This window comes from Curtobacterium sp. MMLR14_010, from assembly GCF_001865015.1.
Lineage (GTDB): Bacteria > Actinomycetota > Actinomycetes > Actinomycetales > Microbacteriaceae > Curtobacterium.
Window position 1 is genome coordinate 39,956 of the sequence record NZ_MJGV01000002.1, and the last position, 16,901, is coordinate 56,856.

Annotated in this window: 13 protein-coding genes; 11 read left to right on the top strand and 2 right to left on the bottom strand. The window is 72.0% G+C overall.

The window, feature by feature from the left end:
- Nucleotides 1-13: 13 nt before the first annotated feature.
- The 6 genes from BIU98_RS00290 to BIU98_RS00315 all read left to right on the top strand — a co-directional run bounded on the left by BIU98_RS00290 (nt 14) and on the right by BIU98_RS00315 (nt 8,304).
- The gene (locus BIU98_RS00290) at nt 14-1,051 is read left to right on the top strand and encodes a LacI family DNA-binding transcriptional regulator (RefSeq protein WP_083392833.1); all 1,038 of its coding nucleotides are present in this window, start codon (nt 14-16) and stop codon (nt 1,049-1,051) included.
- Between the two features lie 624 nt (nt 1,052-1,675).
- Nucleotides 1,676-3,346 carry a xylulokinase gene (locus BIU98_RS00295; RefSeq protein WP_071269581.1) on the top strand — a complete coding sequence of 557 codons (1,671 nt, stop codon included), beginning with the start codon at nt 1,676-1,678 and terminating at the stop codon, nt 3,344-3,346.
- Nucleotides 3,343-4,059 carry an L-ribulose-5-phosphate 4-epimerase gene (locus BIU98_RS00300; RefSeq protein WP_071269583.1) on the top strand — a complete coding sequence of 239 codons (717 nt, stop codon included), beginning with the start codon at nt 3,343-3,345 and terminating at the stop codon, nt 4,057-4,059. The genes BIU98_RS00295 and BIU98_RS00300 overlap by 4 nt, the downstream gene beginning before the upstream one ends.
- Complete coding sequence (gene araA, locus BIU98_RS00305) at nt 4,056-5,603, top strand: L-arabinose isomerase (RefSeq protein WP_071269585.1); 1,548 nt, start codon at nt 4,056-4,058, stop codon at nt 5,601-5,603. The genes BIU98_RS00300 and araA overlap by 4 nt, the downstream gene beginning before the upstream one ends.
- An 11-nt stretch (nt 5,604-5,614) precedes the next feature.
- Nucleotides 5,615-6,913 carry an FAD-binding protein gene (locus BIU98_RS00310; RefSeq protein ID WP_071269587.1) on the top strand — a complete coding sequence of 433 codons (1,299 nt, stop codon included), beginning with the start codon at nt 5,615-5,617 and terminating at the stop codon, nt 6,911-6,913.
- Between the two features lie 509 nt (nt 6,914-7,422).
- Entirely contained in the window at nt 7,423-8,304 is an 882-nt protein-coding gene (locus tag BIU98_RS00315; RefSeq protein ID WP_254787744.1) for a DUF3106 domain-containing protein, read from the top strand.
- Between the two features lie 90 nt (nt 8,305-8,394).
- Here the strand turns inward: BIU98_RS00315 and BIU98_RS00320 are convergent, their stop codons facing one another.
- Entirely contained in the window at nt 8,395-9,135 is a 741-nt protein-coding gene (locus tag BIU98_RS00320) for an SDR family NAD(P)-dependent oxidoreductase (protein ID WP_071269589.1), read from the bottom strand.
- 77 nt (nt 9,136-9,212) lie between these two features.
- Between BIU98_RS00320 and BIU98_RS00325 the strand changes: the two genes are divergently transcribed.
- The 5 genes from BIU98_RS00325 (at nt 9,213) to BIU98_RS00345 (ending at nt 15,343) form a co-directional block, all read left to right on the top strand.
- The gene (locus tag BIU98_RS00325; protein ID WP_071269591.1) at nt 9,213-9,794 is read left to right on the top strand and encodes a TetR/AcrR family transcriptional regulator; all 582 of its coding nucleotides are present in this window, start codon (nt 9,213-9,215) and stop codon (nt 9,792-9,794) included.
- Between the two features lie 173 nt (nt 9,795-9,967).
- Complete coding sequence (locus BIU98_RS00330) at nt 9,968-11,635, top strand: ABC transporter substrate-binding protein (RefSeq protein WP_071269593.1); 1,668 nt, start codon at nt 9,968-9,970, stop codon at nt 11,633-11,635.
- A complete protein-coding gene (locus tag BIU98_RS00335; protein ID WP_071269595.1) occupies nt 11,632-13,416 on the top strand; it encodes a dipeptide ABC transporter ATP-binding protein in 1,785 nt (594 codons plus the stop codon). The genes BIU98_RS00330 and BIU98_RS00335 overlap by 4 nt, the downstream gene beginning before the upstream one ends.
- Entirely contained in the window at nt 13,413-14,348 is a 936-nt protein-coding gene (locus tag BIU98_RS00340; RefSeq protein WP_071269597.1) for an ABC transporter permease, read from the top strand. Before BIU98_RS00335 ends, BIU98_RS00340 begins: the two co-directional genes overlap by 4 nt.
- Nucleotides 14,345-15,343 carry an ABC transporter permease gene (locus BIU98_RS00345; protein ID WP_071269599.1) on the top strand — a complete coding sequence of 333 codons (999 nt, stop codon included), beginning with the start codon at nt 14,345-14,347 and terminating at the stop codon, nt 15,341-15,343. Before BIU98_RS00340 ends, BIU98_RS00345 begins: the two co-directional genes overlap by 4 nt.
- A 201-nt stretch (nt 15,344-15,544) precedes the next feature.
- Here BIU98_RS00345 and BIU98_RS00350 read toward each other — a convergent pair whose 3' ends face one another.
- Nucleotides 15,545-16,876: a GNAT family N-acetyltransferase gene (locus BIU98_RS00350; protein ID WP_083392835.1), complete on the bottom strand. Its 1,332-nt coding sequence runs from the start codon at nt 16,874-16,876 to the stop codon at nt 15,545-15,547.
- Nucleotides 16,877-16,901: the final 25 nt, after the last annotated feature.

Genomic DNA, 16,901 nt, shown 5'->3' on the forward strand with positions numbered 1-16,901 from the left:
AAAGGGGATTGCCGTGGCGCTTGCACGAGGTGGCCGGTCCGGTCAGTCCGGTCAGTCCGGCCGGTCCGCCAGTGCGCCCGTCCGCATCACGGACGTCGCGGCGCTCGCCGGGGTGTCGATCGGCACCGCGTCGAAGGCCCTCAACGACACCGGGCAGCTTCGCGAGGAGACCCGAGCCCGCGTCCGCGACGCTGCGGCGAAGCTCGGGTTCGTCGGGGACGCCCGAGGCCGGGCCCTGTCGTCCGGTCGCTCGTACACGGTGGGCATGATCACCACGGACTCCTTCGGCCGCTTCTCGATCCCCGTGCTGCTCGGTGCCGAGGACGTGCTCTCCGCCGGGCGGATGGCGGTGCTGCTCTGCGACACCCGCGACGACCACGTCCGCGAGGAGCACTACCTCCGCTCCCTCGCCGCCCGCGGGGTCGACGGCATCATCGTCACCGGCCGGTCGGCCGACCCGCGCCCACCGATCGACGTGTCCATCCCCGTCGTCTACGCCTTCACCCCGTCGACCGACCCCGACGACGTCTCGGTCACGCTCGACGACGAGCACGGCGCCAGCCTCGTCGCGTCCCACCTGGTGACGCTCGGACGACGGCGGATGGCGATCGTGACCGGTCCCGCGTGGCACCGGTCCGCGTCCCGCCGTGTGACCGGGGCCTCCTCGGTGCTCGGGGACGCGCTCGTGTCGCCGCCGCTGTACGGGGAGTGGTCGGAACGCTGGGGGCGGCAGGCCGTCGACGTGCTCACGCGCGGGGAGGTCGACGTCGACGCGGTCGTCTGCGGGTCGGACCAGATCGCGCGGGGCGTGTGCGACCGGCTGCGGGAGCTCGGGAGGTCCGTGCCCGAGGACGTCGCCGTCACCGGCTTCGACGACTGGGACGTGATGGCGCTCGCGAGCCGTCCGCCGCTGACCACGGTCGACCTGCGGCTCGAGGAGCTCGGCCGGGTCGCGGGTCAGGCGCTGCTCGACCTCATCGAGGGCTCGTCCGCCGTGTCGGCCGTGGTGATCCCCTCCCTCGTCATCCGCGGCAGCACGATCGGCACCTGAGGCCCAGCCCCTGCGGCGAACGGTCCCGTGTCGGCCTCGAGACGGTCCTGCCTCGCGGCGTGCCGCCCGAGTCCTCCGGTGAGACGGTCCTGTCTGGCCGCGAGACGGTCCTGTCTCGTGACCTGCCGCCCGAGTCCTCCGGTGAGACCGCACTTCGTGTCGCCTCCACCGCGGCCGACCCGACACGAAGTGCGATCTCAGCGAGGTTCCGCGAGTGCCTCGGGGCGCGACCGGTCACGACTCCCCGCTCACGTTCCCCGAGCGGCCACGAGTCGTCGGCCGGACGGCCGGGGAGCGACGACGAGCGACCGGTCGACGGGCAGCATGCGGGGTGTCGTGACCACTCGGGCCTCGAGGGCCTCGTGCGGTGTTGGCCACTCGGTGCGAGGTCGTGGGCGCGCACGGGGTGGTCGAACTCGCACGGGGCGGAGGAAGTCGCACGGTGCGAACCAGACGCGGCGAAGAACTCGCACGGTGCGAACCAGACGCACCGAGGAACTCGCACCGTGCGAGCGCCCAACGCCCGGTCACGCGGCCGCATTGCGAGAGTGAGCGCTCACGTGCCAGGATGTGAGCGCTCACGCATCGCAGCGTGCACGGACGACGATGTCTCGGGAGGACAGCATGGGCGACGACCGCCGACAGCGCATCGAGGACGGTCGCGCGACCCTCGGGATCGAGCTCGGATCGACCCGCATCAAGGCCGTGCTCATCGGCGAGGACCACGTGCCCCTCGCGAGCGGCGACCACGAGTGGGAGAACGCCTTCGTCGATGGCCGCTGGACCTACTCGCTCGAGGACGTCGAGACCGGCCTCCAGGCCGCGTACGCCGACCTCGTCGCCGACGTCGAGTCGCAGTACGGCGTCCGCCCCACCAGCTTCCGCGCGCTCGGCGTCTCCGCGATGATGCACGGCTACCTTGCGTTCGACGCCGCGGGGGAGCTGCTCGTGCCGTTCCGCACGTGGCGCAACACCTCCACCGGCCCCGCCGCCGAGGCCCTGAGCGAGCGCCTCGGGTTCAACATCCCGCTGCGCTGGTCCGTGGCGCACCTGTACCAGGCCGTCCTCGACGAGGAGCCCCACGTCGCCGAGGTCGCCCGGGTCACCACCCTCGCCGGGTACGTCCACCACCGCCTGACCGGGCACGCCGTCCTCGGGGTCGGGGACGCGAGCGGGATGTTCCCGATCGACCCGGCGACCCGCGACTACGACGCCGCCATGCTCGAGACAGCGGACGAGCTGATCAGCACAGGCACAGGCACAGGCACAGGCACGAGCACCGGCATCCGCGCCCTGTTCCCCGAGGTGCTCGTCGCCGGCCAGGACGCCGGCGCGCTCACGCCGGAGGGTGCCGCGTGGCTCGACCCGACCGGCTCCCTCGAGCCCGGCGTCCCGCTCTGCCCGCCCGAGGGCGACGCCGGCACCGGCATGGTCGCGACGAACGCCGTCGCTCCCCGCACCGGCAACGTCAGCGTCGGTACGAGCATCTTCGCGATGGTCGTGCTCGAGCGTGCGATGGCACAGGCGCACGAGGAGCTCGACGTCGTCACCACGCCCGCCGGCGACGCCGTGGCGATGGTGCACTGTAACAACGGCGCGAGCGAGATCGCCGCGTGGGCCCGGGTGTTCGGACGCTTCGCCGAGGCCGCCGGCACCCCGCTCGACATCGACCACGTGTACGCGACGCTCCTCGCCGAGGCCGAGCAGGCCGACCCGGACGCCGGCGGACTGCTCTCCTACAACTACCTGGCGGGCGAGCCCGTCACCCACGTCGAGGCCGGCCGCCCGCTCCTGGTCCGCGGGGCCGGCAGCGCGTTCACGCTCGGGAACCTGGTCCGTGCCGAGGTGCAGGGCGCCTTCGCGACGCTCGCCATCGGCATGGACGTGCTCGCCGAGGAGGACGTCCGCGTCGACCGGATGACCGCGCACGGCGGGCTCTTCCGGACGCCCGGCGCCCCGCAGCGCCTGCTCGCCGCCGCGCTCCGCGTGCCCGTCGCCCTCGAGGAGACCGCCGGCGAGGGCGGCGCCTGGGGCATCGCCGTGCTGGCCGCGTACCTCGAGCACGTCAGCGACACCGACCTGACGACGTACCTGGCAGAGCACGTGTTCGGCGGGGACGCCGTGCACGTGGCCGAACCCGACGAGCACGACGTCGCCGGGTTCCGCGCCTACCTCGAGCGCTTCCGAGCCGGCCTGCCCTTGCAGGCAGCGGCAGTCGCCGCCACCACGCACGAACCCGAGACGACGGCCGGAGCCGAGCCGAGCCTCCAGACCGAGAAGGAGCCGACCCGATGACCGACGCGACCCACCACGACCAGCCCACCCAGGAGGCCGTGGCCGCCACGCGTGCGCGCGTCGCCTCCCTGCACGGCGAGCTGGTCCGCTACGGCCTCGTGATCTGGACCGGCGGCAACGTCTCCGAGCGCGTGCCCGGCACCGACCTCTTCGTGATCAAGCCGAGCGGGGTGTCCAGCGACGACCTGACGCCCGAGAACCAGGTCGTCTGCACCCTGGACGGCGTCCCCGCGGAGGGCTGGGGCAACGCGCACGGCCCCTCGAGCGACACCGCGGCCCACGCCTACGTCTACCGGAACATGCCGGAGGTCGGCGGTGTCGTGCACACGCACTCCACCTACGCGACCGCCTGGGCTGCCCGCGCCGAGGCCATCCCGTGCGTGATCACCGCCATGGCGGACGAGTTCGGCGGACCGATCCCGGTCGGCCCGTTCGCGATCATCGGCGACGACTCGATCGGCCACGGCATCGTCGAGACGCTGTCCGGGCACCGCTCCCGCGCCGTCCTCATGCAGAACCACGGCGTGTTCACGATCGGCAAGGACGCGAAGGACGCCGTCAAGGCCGCCGTGATGGCCGAGGACGTCGCCCGTACGGTCCACATCGCGAAGCAGGGCGGCGAGGTCGTCCCGATCGCGGAAGCAGACATCGATCGACTCTTCGATCGCTACCAGAACGTCTACGGACAGAACCCCGAAGGAGCCATGCGATGACGCTGGACACCCCCACCACGACGGACGCCGTCGACCCCCAGGCCACGCTCGACGGCTACGAGGTCTGGTTCCTCACCGGCTCGCAGGGCCTGTACGGCGAGGAGACCCTCCGCCAGGTCGAGGCCCAGAGCCGCGCCGTGCACGAGACGCTCGCCGGAGCGCTGCCGGTGACGCTCGTGTGGAAGCCCGTGCTCAAGGACGCCGACGGCATCCGCCGCGCGCTCATCGAGGCCAGCGCCGACGACAAGGTCATCGGCGTCACCGCCTGGATGCACACCTTCAGCCCCGCGAAGATGTGGATCGGCGGCCTGAACGCCCTGACCAAGCCGCTGCTGCACCTGCACACGCAGGCGAACGTGGCGCTGCCGTGGTCGGAGATCGACTTCGACTTCATGAACCTGAACCAGGCCGCCCACGGCGACCGTGAGTTCGGCTACGCCCTTGCCCGCATGGGCGTCCGGCACGCGACCGCCATCGGCCACGTGTCCGACGAGCGTGTCCAGCAGCGCGTGTCGAACTGGGTTCGTGCCGCAGCCGGTGCCGCCGCGATCCGCTCGCTCAAGCTGACGCGCTTCGGCGACAACATGCGCTACGTCGCCGTCACCGAGGGCGACAAGACCGAGGCGGAGATCGAGCTCGGCGTGCAGGTCAACACCTGGGCCGTGAACGAGCTCGCCGCTGCGGTGGACGCCGCCGCCGCTGACACAGCTGCGGTGGACGCGCTCGTCGCGTCCTACGAGCAGGCCTACGAGGTCGACCCGTCGCTGCGTGGCGACGGCGACCGCCACGGCGCGCTCCGCGACGGCGCCGCGATCGAGCTCGGCCTCCGTGCGCTCCTGCAGCAGAACGGCTCCGCCGCGTTCACCACGAACTTCGAGGACCTCGGCACGCTCAAGCAGCTCCCCGGCCTGGCCGTGCAGCGCCTGATGGCCGACGGCTACGGCTTCGGTGCCGAAGGTGACTGGAAGACCGCCGTGCTGGTCCGCGCGATGAACGTCGCCGGCGCCGGGCTCCCCGGTGGCGCGTCGCTCATGGAGGACTACACCTACGACCTCACCCCCGGCGCGGAGAAGATCCTCGGCGCGCACATGCTCGAGGTCTCCCCGACGCTCACCTCGACGCGTCCGACGCTCGAGATCCACCCGCTCGGCATCGGCGGCAAGGACGACCCGGTGCGCCTGGTCTTCACCGCCGACTCCGGCGAGGCCGTCGTGGTCGCGCTCTCCGACACCCGCGACGGCTTCCGCCTCACCGCGAACGTCGTCGACGTGGTCCCGCCGACCGAGGCCCTGCCGAAGCTGCCCGTCGGCCGCGCCGTCTGGGAGCCCCGTCCGTCGTTCCCCGTCGCCGCCGAGGCCTGGCTCACCGCCGGCGCTGCCCACCACACCGTCATGACGACGGCCGTGGGCCTGCAGGTGGTCGAGGACCTCGCGACGATGCTCGGCACCGAGTTCCTGGTCATCGACGAGCACACGACCTCGCGCGGCTTCCGCGACGAGGTGCGCGGGCAGCAGACCTGGCACCGTCTCGACCGCGGCTTCTGAGCGGCCGTACGATGACCGACGTGATCGCGGAGCAGCGGACCAACTGGGCGGGCAACGTCACCTACCGGGCGACGGCGCTGCTGCGCCCGACCTCGGTGGGCGAGGTCCAGCACCTCGTCACGTCGACACCGCGCCTGACGGCGCTCGGGTCGACGCACTCGTTCAACGAGGTCGCCGATACCGACGCCGTCCAGCTCACGCTGACGGAGATGCCGCCGTCGCTCGAGATCGACACGACTCGTCGGACGGTGCGGGTCGCCGCCGGCATGACGCATGCGCAGGTCGCGGCCGGCCTGGAGGCTCGTGGCTGGGCGCTCGGGAACCTCGCGTCCCTGCCGCACATCTCCACGGCCGGGGCCGTCGCCACGGGCACGCACGGCTCCGGTGTACGGAACCCCTCGCTGGCGCAGGCGGTGGTCGGGTTGGACGTGGTGCGTGCTTCGGGGGAGGTCGAGCACGTGTCCGCCGGCTCCGAGTCTGGGTCTGATGCCGCGTCTGGGTCTGGATCCGGGTCGCTGGATGCCCATCGTGTGGCGCTCGGTGCGCTCGGCGTCGTCACGGCGCTGGAGCTCGCGATCGAGCCGTCGTTCGAGGTCGCCACGACCGTGCACCTCGACCTGCCGTGGGACGCCGTCGAGGAGCACTTCGACGCGGTGATGGCCGACGCCTACTCGGTGTCGATGTTCACGGCGTTCGACGACCGTGGCGCACGACAGGTCTGGACGAAGCACCGCGTGGACGAGCCCGCACCGAGCGTCGACCTCGTCGCGCTCGGCGCCCGCCGCGCCACAGAGGCCGTCCACCCCGGCGAGAACGACGCGGCCAGCGTCACCGAGCAGGGCGGCGTCCCCGGTCCCTGGTCGGAGCGCCTGCCGCACTTCCGATCGACCTTCTCGCCGTCCACCGGCGCGGAGATCCAGGCCGAGTACCTGATCCCCGCGGCGTCCGCGGTCCCGGCGCTCCGGGCACTGCGTCCGCTCGCCGACCTGTTCGCACCGCTGCTCATCGCGGCTGAGGTCCGGACCATCGCGGCCGACACCGCCTGGCTCGCGCCCTCGTCCGGTCGGCAGTCGGTCGGGCTGCACTTCACCTTCCGTCGGGACCCGTCCGCCGTGGCAGCGGCGGTGCTGCGGATCGAGGGCGTGCTCGCCCCGTTCGACCCGAGGCCGCACTGGGGGAAGGTCTCCGCGGCCTCACCCTCGCGGTTGCACGAGGCCTACCCGCAGCTGGCGGCCTTCGCGGAGCTGGCTCGGTCGCTCGACCCGACGGGGCGCTTCCGCAACGGGTTCCTCGACCGCACGCTGGGCTGACGAGGAGTGCTCCGCGCCGCTGGCTGCGGCGCGGAGCACCTGGTCACTGACCTCTGCGGTACAGGTCGTGCAGGAAGCGGGCGAGGGTCACGAGCAAGCTCGCGATCCCCAACCACGGGACCTGACGCCTGGGCCGGCGCTCGTCGTCGTCTGACATCGAGGACCTCCTGGTGTCGTCGCCGGTGGACACGAGGAGCAGTCGGCCAGGGGTGTGAAGCCGAGCGGGCTCGGCTAGACTTCTACCCGAGCGGTGACTCGGGGAAGTGTTGGTTCCCCTGGCTTTCCACTCGGAGAGCGAACCGAAGCCCGGAACTGTTGTCGCAGTTCCGGGCTTCACTCGTTCGCCCTGGGGCAGCGGTCCGGCGGTCGCGCTGCTCCACTTCCACGCCTACCGATACTGGAGTATCAGAGAAGCGTCAGTGCTTCTCCCAGGGGATCCGGATGGGTTCCGGGGGCGCTGCACTGCTCCGATGCTGAGCGTTCACATGTGAGGACGCAAAGGTCGGCCCATGGCGAACCTCTCTCGGATCATCGGCATGGCCTCGAAGGTCATCGACAAGAAGCTGCAGCAGCGCGGGCAGGGTGAGCCCGCCGGTGGACAGCAGCTGGGCGGCACGGACTGGCGCAGCGTCGTGCGCAGCGCAGCGGACAAGCTCACCGGGGACGACCGCACCGGCCAGCAGCGCCCGCCGCAGCAGCACGCGCCGCAGCAGTACGGCCAGCAGCCCCAGCAGCACGACCGATCGCGCGGCACCGGCCCTGCCGACCACGACAAGGTCGCGCTCGCGAAGTACGACTACCTCCTGCGTACGTCGTCGCCGGAGCAGCTCGAGCAGGTCCACCACGACGCCTTCGCCCGGCTCACGCCCGAGCAGCGCCAGCAGGTCCTGCAGCGCATGAACGCCGAGCTGCCGCCGCACGAGCGCGTCGCAGACGACTCGGCGGGCCCGATGGCCCGTGCCATGACGCGCGGCGAGGTCGGTCGTCCCGGCCTCATCCGTCGGGTCCTCGGCGGCGGGAACGGCAGCGGTTCGGGGAACCGCGGCCGCATGGGTGCGATGGCTGGTGGCGCCGCGGTGGGTGCCGGGGCGATGGCGCTCGGCGGGATCGCGGTCGCGGTCGCCGGGGGAGCGGTGGTCAGCGCCGCCGCAGCCCCGGTCCTGGCCGGGGCCGCCGACCTCGGCGTCGACTTCGAGGGCATCGCGTCGGGCATCGGGGACTTCGGGCTCGCTGACCTCGGTGGTGGCGTGGAGGGCTTCGCAGCCGAGGGGGAGCAGCTCCTCGGCGGTGTCGGCGAGCACGTGTCCGGCTTCGGTGAGCAGGCCTCCGGGCTCGGTGAGCAGGCGTCGAACCTCGGCAACGACTTCCTCGGCGGGCTCTTCGACCGCTGACCCGCGCCGGCGCGGGGCACCACGGACAGGACACGGCATCGTGCATCTGCACGGTGCCGTGTCCGTTCAGCGATGTGGCAGCGGGATCGATCAGACGGCGATGCGGCCGCCGTCGACGGGCAGGACGGCACCGTGCACGAAGGACGCCGCATCCGTGGCGAGGAAGACGATCGCCTGTGCGACCTCCTCCGCCGTCCCCGGTCGGCCTGCGGGGCCCGCTGCGGCGAGCTGGTCGAGTGCCTCGCCCATCGCAGCGGTGCCCTCGGTTCGGGTCGGACCGGGGCTGACGGCGTTGACGCGGACCCCGGCCGGACCGAACTCCGCGGCCCACGACTTCGTCAGCAGCACGAGTGCGGCCTTCGTGGAGCCGTAGAGTCCCATGCCGGCAGCACCGAACTCGGCCACCATCGTGGTGACGTTGACGATCGCTCCGCCGCCTCGCGCGGCCATGGCGGGGGCGAGGGTCGCGACGAGGAAGTACGGCGCCTTGACGTTGATGTCGAAGACCTCGTCGAAGCCTGCCGAGGTCGTGTCGGCCGTGGCGCCGAAGGGGAAGATGCCGGCGCTGTTGACGAGCACGTCGACCGTGCCGCCGCCGATGCGCAGCGCCTCGGCGGCGAGGTGCGCCGTGCTCGACTCGTCGCGGAGGTCTGCCTCGACGAACTCCGCCCGGCCGCCGGATGCACGGATCGACCGGACGACCTCCTCACCGCGGGTGGTGTCCCTGCCCGAGACGACGACGTGCAGGCCCTGTGTGGCGAGGAGTTCGGCGGTTGCGCGCCCGATGCCGCTGGTGGCCCCGGTGACGAGAGCGGTCGTGGTCGTGGTCATGGTGTGTTCCTGACTGAACAGATCGGTTTGGCTTGCGGAGTTGGTAACTGTACAGATCAGTGCAGTAAAGTCAAACCATGTCCACACCGCCGGAACCCCGTACCCGTCGACGCCCGGCCTACGAGCGCGCTGTCGCCACCGCTGACCGGTTGTTCTACGAACAGGGCATCCATGCCGTCGGGGTGGACCAGGTCGCAGCTGAGGCCGACATCTCGAAGGCGAGCCTCTACACGCACTTCCGGACGAAGGACGACCTGGTGCTCGGGTACCTCCGCGGGCGCAGCGCGTCGTGGCAGGAGCACGTCGCCGTCGAGCTCCCCGCTCGCGGCGGCACGGCGACCGAGCGGGTCCTCGCTGTCTTCGACCTGCTCGGTGAGTGGTTCGACGAGCCCGGCTACCGCGGCTGCCCCTTCATCAACGTCGAGGCGGAGTACGGCGCAGGCCACCCGACCCACGAGGTGACCCTGGAGCACCGCGACTGGGTCCGCGACCTGTTCACGGCACTGCTGGTGGAGGCCGGGGCAGCGGACGCCGAGTCGACCGCGCTCGAGCTCTGCCTGCTGTACGACGGTGCCATGGCGAGCGCCCAGGCGGATGCGTCGCGGCCCTGGGCAGCCGCGGCCCGACGTGCGGCGGGACGACTCCTCGAACCGCGCTGAGACGCGCTCGCTCGCGTACGGAGAGAGAACGACCGGTCCACCCGCTCCGTGGATTGTTGCGTCGTGCGTCACCGGCTGTCTCCGTGCGCATCCGGACGGTGCCAGGATGGACGCCGCCCGGCCTGGATCGACCGTGAGCCCCGCAGCACCGACCTCTCGAGGAGCACCACGTCATGAGACGCTCGAACCGACTGACCATCACCGCGGCCGTCGCCGCAGCCGCAGCCCTGGTCCTCACCGGCTGCTCGGGCGGTGGCGCTTCGGACGACGCTTCGTCGGGGACGAACAAGGGCGGGACGCTGAACATCCTGACCACGGCGACGTCGTTCCACCTCGACCCCGCCACCAGCCAGGGCCTCGGCATCACGTCGCTCGGCCTGGTGCTCCGTCGTCTGACGGCCTGGGATGTCGAGCCGGGGAAGACCGCGAAGGTGGTCCCGGACCTGGCGACGAACACCGGCGACTCGAGCGACGGCGGCAAGACCTGGACGTACCACCTCAAGAAGGGGCTCAAGTTCCAGGACGGTTCGGCCATCACCACGAAGGACATCAAGTGGGGCATCGAGCGCTCGTTCGCGCCGACCCTGCCCGGTGGCCTGAGCTACCACAAGTCGCTGCTGGTCGGCGGCGACGACTACAAGGGCCCGTTCGACGGCAAGACCCTCGACAGCATCGAGACGCCGGACGACTCGACCATCGTCTTCAAGCTCAACGCTGCCTACGGCGACTGGCCGTGGATCGTGTCGATGCCGGCGTTCTCCCCGGTCCCCGAGGGCGACGGGACCGACATCGGCGCCTACGACGCCAAGCCGGTGGCCAGCGGCCCGTACCAGGTGCAGAGCAACCAGGAGGGCTCGCAGGTCACGCTGGTCCGGAACAAGGCGTGGAGCGCGAAGACCGACGCCGTCCGCACCGCCGGCCCGTCGAAGGTCGTCTTCAAGGAGTCGCAGGACTCGTCCACGGTCACGCAGACCCTCATCGCCGACAACGGGGACGCGAAGAACTCGTTCGGTGCGACCTACCTCGGTGCCGCGGAGCTGAACCAGGTCCGCGCCAACCCGTCCGCGCAGGACCGCCTCGCGACGTCGAAGGCCGGCCCGCTGCAGTACGTGGCGATCAACACGCAGAAGGGCTCGCTCAAGGAGCTCAAGGTGCGTCAGGCGCTGCAGTACGCGGTCGACCGGAAGTCGTACCGGATCGCCGCGGGCGGTGCCCTCGCCGGGAGCTACGCCTCCACCCTCATCACGCCGGGCATCGCCGGCCGCCAGGACTACGACCTGTACGAGCCCGGTTCGACGGGCGACGTCGCGAAGGCGAAGCAGCTGCTCGAGAAGGCCGGCGTCACCGACCTGAAGCTGACGCTCGTGTCGCAGAACGACCCCGCGAACCTCGCCGAGGCGCAGGCGATCCAGGCCGGCCTCAAGCGCGCGGGCATCGCGGTCACGCTCAAGCCGCTCGACATCGACTCGTTCTACACGGCGACGACCGACGGCACCGACTTCGACCTGGCGCTGTTCAGCTGGCAGCCCGACTTCCCGAGCGCGAACGCCAACATCCAGCCGCTCTTCGCCTCGTCGGAGGTCGGTGGCGGCCGCTACAACGTGTCGAAGTACAGCAACCCGGAGGTGGACGCACTGATCGAGAAGGCCACGGGGACCATCGACCAGCAGAAGGCGCAGGCGCTCTGGGCCGAGGCCGACAAGCGGATCATGGAGGACGCACCCGTCGTCCCGCTGACCTACGCCAAGCAGTCGTTCCTGGCCGGGTCGAACGTGCAGGACTTCCGCATCGCGGACTTCCCCGCGTACCCGAACTACCTCAAGGTCTCGCTCGCCCAGTGAGCGACCCGATCCTGCAGGTCGAGGGGCTCCGCGTCGCGTTCGGCGATGCGGAGCCCGTCGTGCGTGACGTCTCCTTCGCGCTGACGCCCGGCCGCGTGCTCGCCCTGGTCGGGGAGTCCGGCTCGGGCAAGTCCGTCAGCGCCATGAGCGTGCTCGGGCTCCTGCCGCCGCAGGCCCGCGTCTCCGGCAGCGCCCGCTTCCGCGGCGAGGAGCTCGTCGGCGCGTCCGTCGAGTCCCTGCGTGCGGTCCGTGGTGCGGGCATCGGCGTGGTCTTCCAGGAGCCGATGAACTCGTTCACCCCCGTCCTGTCGATCGGCACGCAGATCGCCGAGGCCGTCCGCGCGCACCCGAGCGGCCTCGACCGCGCGGGGGTGTCCGCACGCATCGACGGGCTGCTGCGCTCAGCGGGCCTCGACGACCCGGCACGCATCCGGCGGGCGTACCCGCACGAGCTCTCCGGCGGGCAGCTGCAGCGCGCGATGATCGCGATGGCGCTCGCCGGCGACCCCGTCGCGCTCATCGCGGACGAACCGACGACCGCCCTCGACGTCACCGTCCAGGCGGGCATCCTCGACCTGCTCCGGCAGCTCTGTCACGAGCGCGACCTCGCCGTCCTGCTCATCACGCACGACATGGGCGTGGTGGCCGACGTCGCCGACGAGGTGCTCGTCATGCGCCGCGGCGAGCCCGTCGAGCACGGCGCGGTCGCCGACCTCTTCGCGGCTCCGCAGGCCGCCTACACGCGCGCCCTCCTCGCCGCCGTCCCCAGCCTGGAGGCTCGTCCCGCGTCCGCCCCGCCCGCCCGGTCCGCCGACGGCACGGCCGAGTCTCGCCCCTCCGGACAGGATGCAGGCCGCGCAGGCCGCGATCTGCCCGCCCAGCCGAGTCTCGGTGACCGCGGGAGCGGGGTCGGGGTGGCGAGTCTCGGTGACGGGACCGGCACGGCGGGGCCGAGCCGAGCCTCCCTCCCGGTGGTGGCGCGCCTGCGCGACGTGAGCGTGCGGTACGACCGGCGCGGCGCGCCGACCGTCTCGGGCATCGACCTCGAGCTGCGGGCCGGGGGGACGCTCGGGCTCGTGGGCGAGTCCGGGTCTGGCAAGTCGACCGTGGGGCGGGCGCTCGCCGGCCTCGTGCCGGTCGTCGCCGGCAGCGTCGAGGTGGACGGCAGCGACCTCCGGACTGCGCGGGGACGACGGCTGCGGGAGATCCGGAGCCGCGTCGGGATCGTGTTCCAGGACCCGGCGTCCTCGTTGAACCCGCGACAGACGATCGGGTGGAGCATCGCCGAGCCGCTGCTGGTGCACGGTTCCACGGCCGCCGAGCGGAGCACGCGCGTGCGCGACCTGCTCGAGGCCGTGCAGCTCGACCCGACCTGGGCGGAACGGTTCCCGCACGAGCTCTCCGGCGGGCAGCGCCAGCGGGTCGCGGTCGCTCGGGCGCTCGCCCTCCGCCCGGCGCTCGTCGTGGCCGACGAGCCGACCTCCGCGCTCGACGTGACGGTGCAGGCAGCCGTGCTCGACCTGCTCTCCGCGCTGCAGGACGACTTCGGGTTCGGCATGCTGCTCATCAGCCACGACCTCGCCGTGGTGCGCCAGCTCGCGGACGAGGTCGTCGTGCTCCACGACGGCCGGGTCGTCGAACGGGGCCGCACCGAGACCGTGCTCGACGACCCGCAGGAGGACTACACGCGCATGCTGCTCGCCGCCGCCCCCGTGGCCGACCCTGCACGCCAGGCCGCCCGCCGTGCCGCCTGGCGTCGTCTCGTGGAGGTGGGATCGTGACCGCGAACGTCGTGGAGCGGCCCGTCGCGGCGTCCGGTCGGTCGACCGGGTTCCGCGCGGTGGTTCGCCGCGTGCGGCAGGACCGCGCGGCGTTGGCCTCGGCCGTCGTCATCGCGGTCTTCCTGCTCGTCGCCGTGCTCGCCCCCGTGATCGCGGGCATCAGCGGGCAGGACCCGTACAGCTACCACATCGGGGCGCTCAACTCCTTCGGGGCTCCGCGGGGAGCGCTCGGCGGGGTCAGCGGCACGCACTGGTTCGGCGTCGAGCCGCTGACCGGGCGCGACCTCTTCGCGATCGTCACGTACGGGGCGCGGACCTCGCTCGGCATCGGCCTGGCGGCGACCGCGATGTCGATCGTCATCGGGGTGCTCGTCGGTGTCACGACCGGGTTCTTCGGCGGCTGGTACGACCGCGTGCTGAGCCGGGTCGTCGACGTGATGTTCGGGTTCCCGTCGCTCGTGTTCATGATCGCGCTCACCGCCATCGTGCCGACGTCGTTCCCGAAGCCGCTGCTCGTCGTGCTCGTCATCGGGTTCTTCGGGTGGCCGGCCGTCGCGCGGGTCATCCGCGGGCAGACGCTGTCGCTGCGGACGCGGAACTACGTCGTCGCCTCGACCGCGCTCGGCGCCGGGCGCTGGCACGTCATCCGGACGCAGCTGCTGCCGAACCTCGCCGCGACGATCACCGTCTACGCGACGATCTCGATCCCGTCGATGATCGGTGCCGAAGCCGCGCTGTCGTTCCTCGCCGTGGGCGTCACCCCGCCGACGCCCTCGTGGGGGCGCAGCATCGGCGACGCGATCGGCTGGGTGCAGACCGACCCGATGTACCTGCTGTTCCCCGGGATCGCGCTGTTCCTCGTGACCCTGGCGTTCAACGTGCTCGGCGACGCCCTGCGCGACGCCCTCGACCCGCGTGGAGGCACCAGGTGACCGCGTTCCGCTTCGTCCTGTTCCGCGTGCTCGGCGCCGTGGTCGTGCTGCTCGTCGTCGCCGCGGTGACGTACGCGCTGTTCATGCTCCTGCCGACGAACCCCGCACGCGCCATCTGCGACAAGCCCTGCACGCCGGACCGGCTCCGCGAGGTGCAGGCGTTCCTCGGCACGGACAAGCCCTGGATCGCCCAGTTCGGCGCGTACCTCGGCGGCATCTTCACCGGTCGGACGTTCGGCACCGGCGCCTCGGTCATCCACTGCGCGGCACCGTGCTTCGGGTACTCGTTCCAGCTGCACGACAGCGTCACCTCGCTCATCCTGACGCGTCTGCCGGTCACGGCCTCGATCGCCGTCGGTGCCGCACTGCTGTGGCTCGTCGCGGGTGTCGCCGGGGGAGCGGCCTCGGCCCTCCGCCGGGGGTCCCTGCTCGACCGCACCGTGATGGGCATCGCGGTCGCCGGGGTGTCCGCGCCGTCGTACCTGGTCGGGCTGCTCGCGATCCTGCTGTTCGGGTTCGTGCTCGGGGTGCTGCCGACCAGCGGCTACGTGCCCTTCACCGAGGACCCCGTCGGCTGGTTCACCCACCTGGTGCTGCCGTGGTGCGTGCTCGCCTTCATCAGCGCCGCGATCTACGCCCGCCTGACCCGGGGCGAGATGCTCGAGTCCATGTCGCAGGACTTCGTCCGGACGGCCCGCGCGAAGGGCCTCCGCGAGCGGCAGGTCGTCGTGCGGCACGGGCTGCGCACGGCGATCCTGCCCGTGGTGACGCTGTTCGGGCTTGACCTCGGGTCGTTGCTCGGCGGGGCGGTCATCACCGAGAAGGTGTTCTCGATGCAGGGCCTCGGGGCGCTGCTCATCGACGCGGTGCACACGCTCGACCTGCAGGTGGTCGTGGGCTTCACGCTGTTCGCGGCGTTCCTCGTGGTGACGGCGAACGTCGTCGTCGACGTGGTCTACAGCGTGGTCGACCCCCGCGTGCGCCGGCGGGGGTAGGCGGGCGGCGGGTCGGCGCGTGCGGGTCGGGCGGGTCCCGTGCGAGGGTCGGGTCGTTCCGTGCGAGGTTGTACACCCCGTGCGGCGCTGTCGGCACGCACGGGGTGTACGACCTCGCACCGGCCGGGAGAACGCGCACGGTGCGAGCCCGCGCACGCGCGCCGGTGCCTGCGCCGGCGCCGCCGCGCGCCCGCGCCCGCCTCAGAAGTACGTGATGCCGTGCGGCGTCCGCGGGGGCAGCAGCATCGCGCGGAGCCGGAGTGCGGCCTCGTCCGTCGCCAGGAGCAGCCCAGCGGCGGCGAGCGTCACCGGGGACACCGAGCCGATCAGCAGCGCGCCGAGGTCGGCCACGTCGAGCGTGACGTCGACACCGGCCCCGTCGACCTCGCCCAGGACGTCCGGGGACAGCCGTGTGACCGTGCCGGCGCCGGACACCACGTCGAGCCGGTACGTGCCCGTCGCGTACCCCATCGCGTCGGACACGGCGAGCGTCACCGAGCCGTCGACCGCGTACGGCCGCGAGGACAGCGTCGCCGCGACGTCGAGCACGCGCAGCCAGACGTGGTCCTCCTCGTGGTCGACGTCGTACGCCCGGTTGTCGCCGAGCGCGGCCACGATCGGGTCGTCGAGCCGCGAGCGCTTGTACTGCACCACGTCGTTGAGGTCGATGGAGAGCAGGAACTCCCACATCGAGAGGTAGGCGGCGTCGTCCGTGTAGACGATGTCCACGATCTCGACGGTGGTGTCGCCGCCGCTGTCCTTGACCTTCCAGGTGACGTAGCCGTCGATCTCGTCGGTGCCAGCGGCGCGGTGCACGGCGGCGCGGACGTCCTTCGCCTTCTCGCCGTCGCCGGTCAGCGCTCCGAAGACGACCGGCCACGTGCCGGCGTTCCGGACCATCGAACCGGGTGTGCGTTCGTGGAAGCGGTCGAAGACCCCGCGTCCGACTCCGTCTGCCAGCCAGGCCAGCGGCACGACGGTCACGGTGCCCGAGGTCGGCGCCAGGAACGGCAGCGCCCGGTTGCGCCGCACGCTGACGGCGCGCTCGCGGATCGCGCAGCCGAAGCCGAAGCGGCGGTAGATGGTGCCCTCGGACGCGGTGAGCGAGGCGAGCGCGTAGCCCTCCTCGACCCCACGGTCCAGCGCGTGGGACATCATCGCGCGGAGGATCCCGCGGCGACGCTCGGTCGGTCGGACCGTGACCCCGGTGATGGCCTGTGTGTCGACGGCGGCACCGTCGCCCCAGCTCAGCTCCTTGCGGAGCCAGGTGAAGGTGCCGACGGGCCAGGTCTCGTCGACGGAGCCGGGGAAGGGGTCGCGGAGGTGCACGCCGAGGAAGGTCTCCCCGTCCGCGACGAAGTCCGCAGCCATGCGTGCGGCGGACTCGGGCGACAGGGTGCCCTCGTGGAAGCCCATGCCCACGGCCTCCATCCACGAGGCGGTGCGGGCGTCGGGCGCCCCGTCGGCGTCGGTGCCGGGGGTGAACTCGCGCAGGTCGAAGCGGTCGCTGAAGTCGTCGTTGATCGGTGCCACGCTCCGACCCTATCGGGGCCGTGTC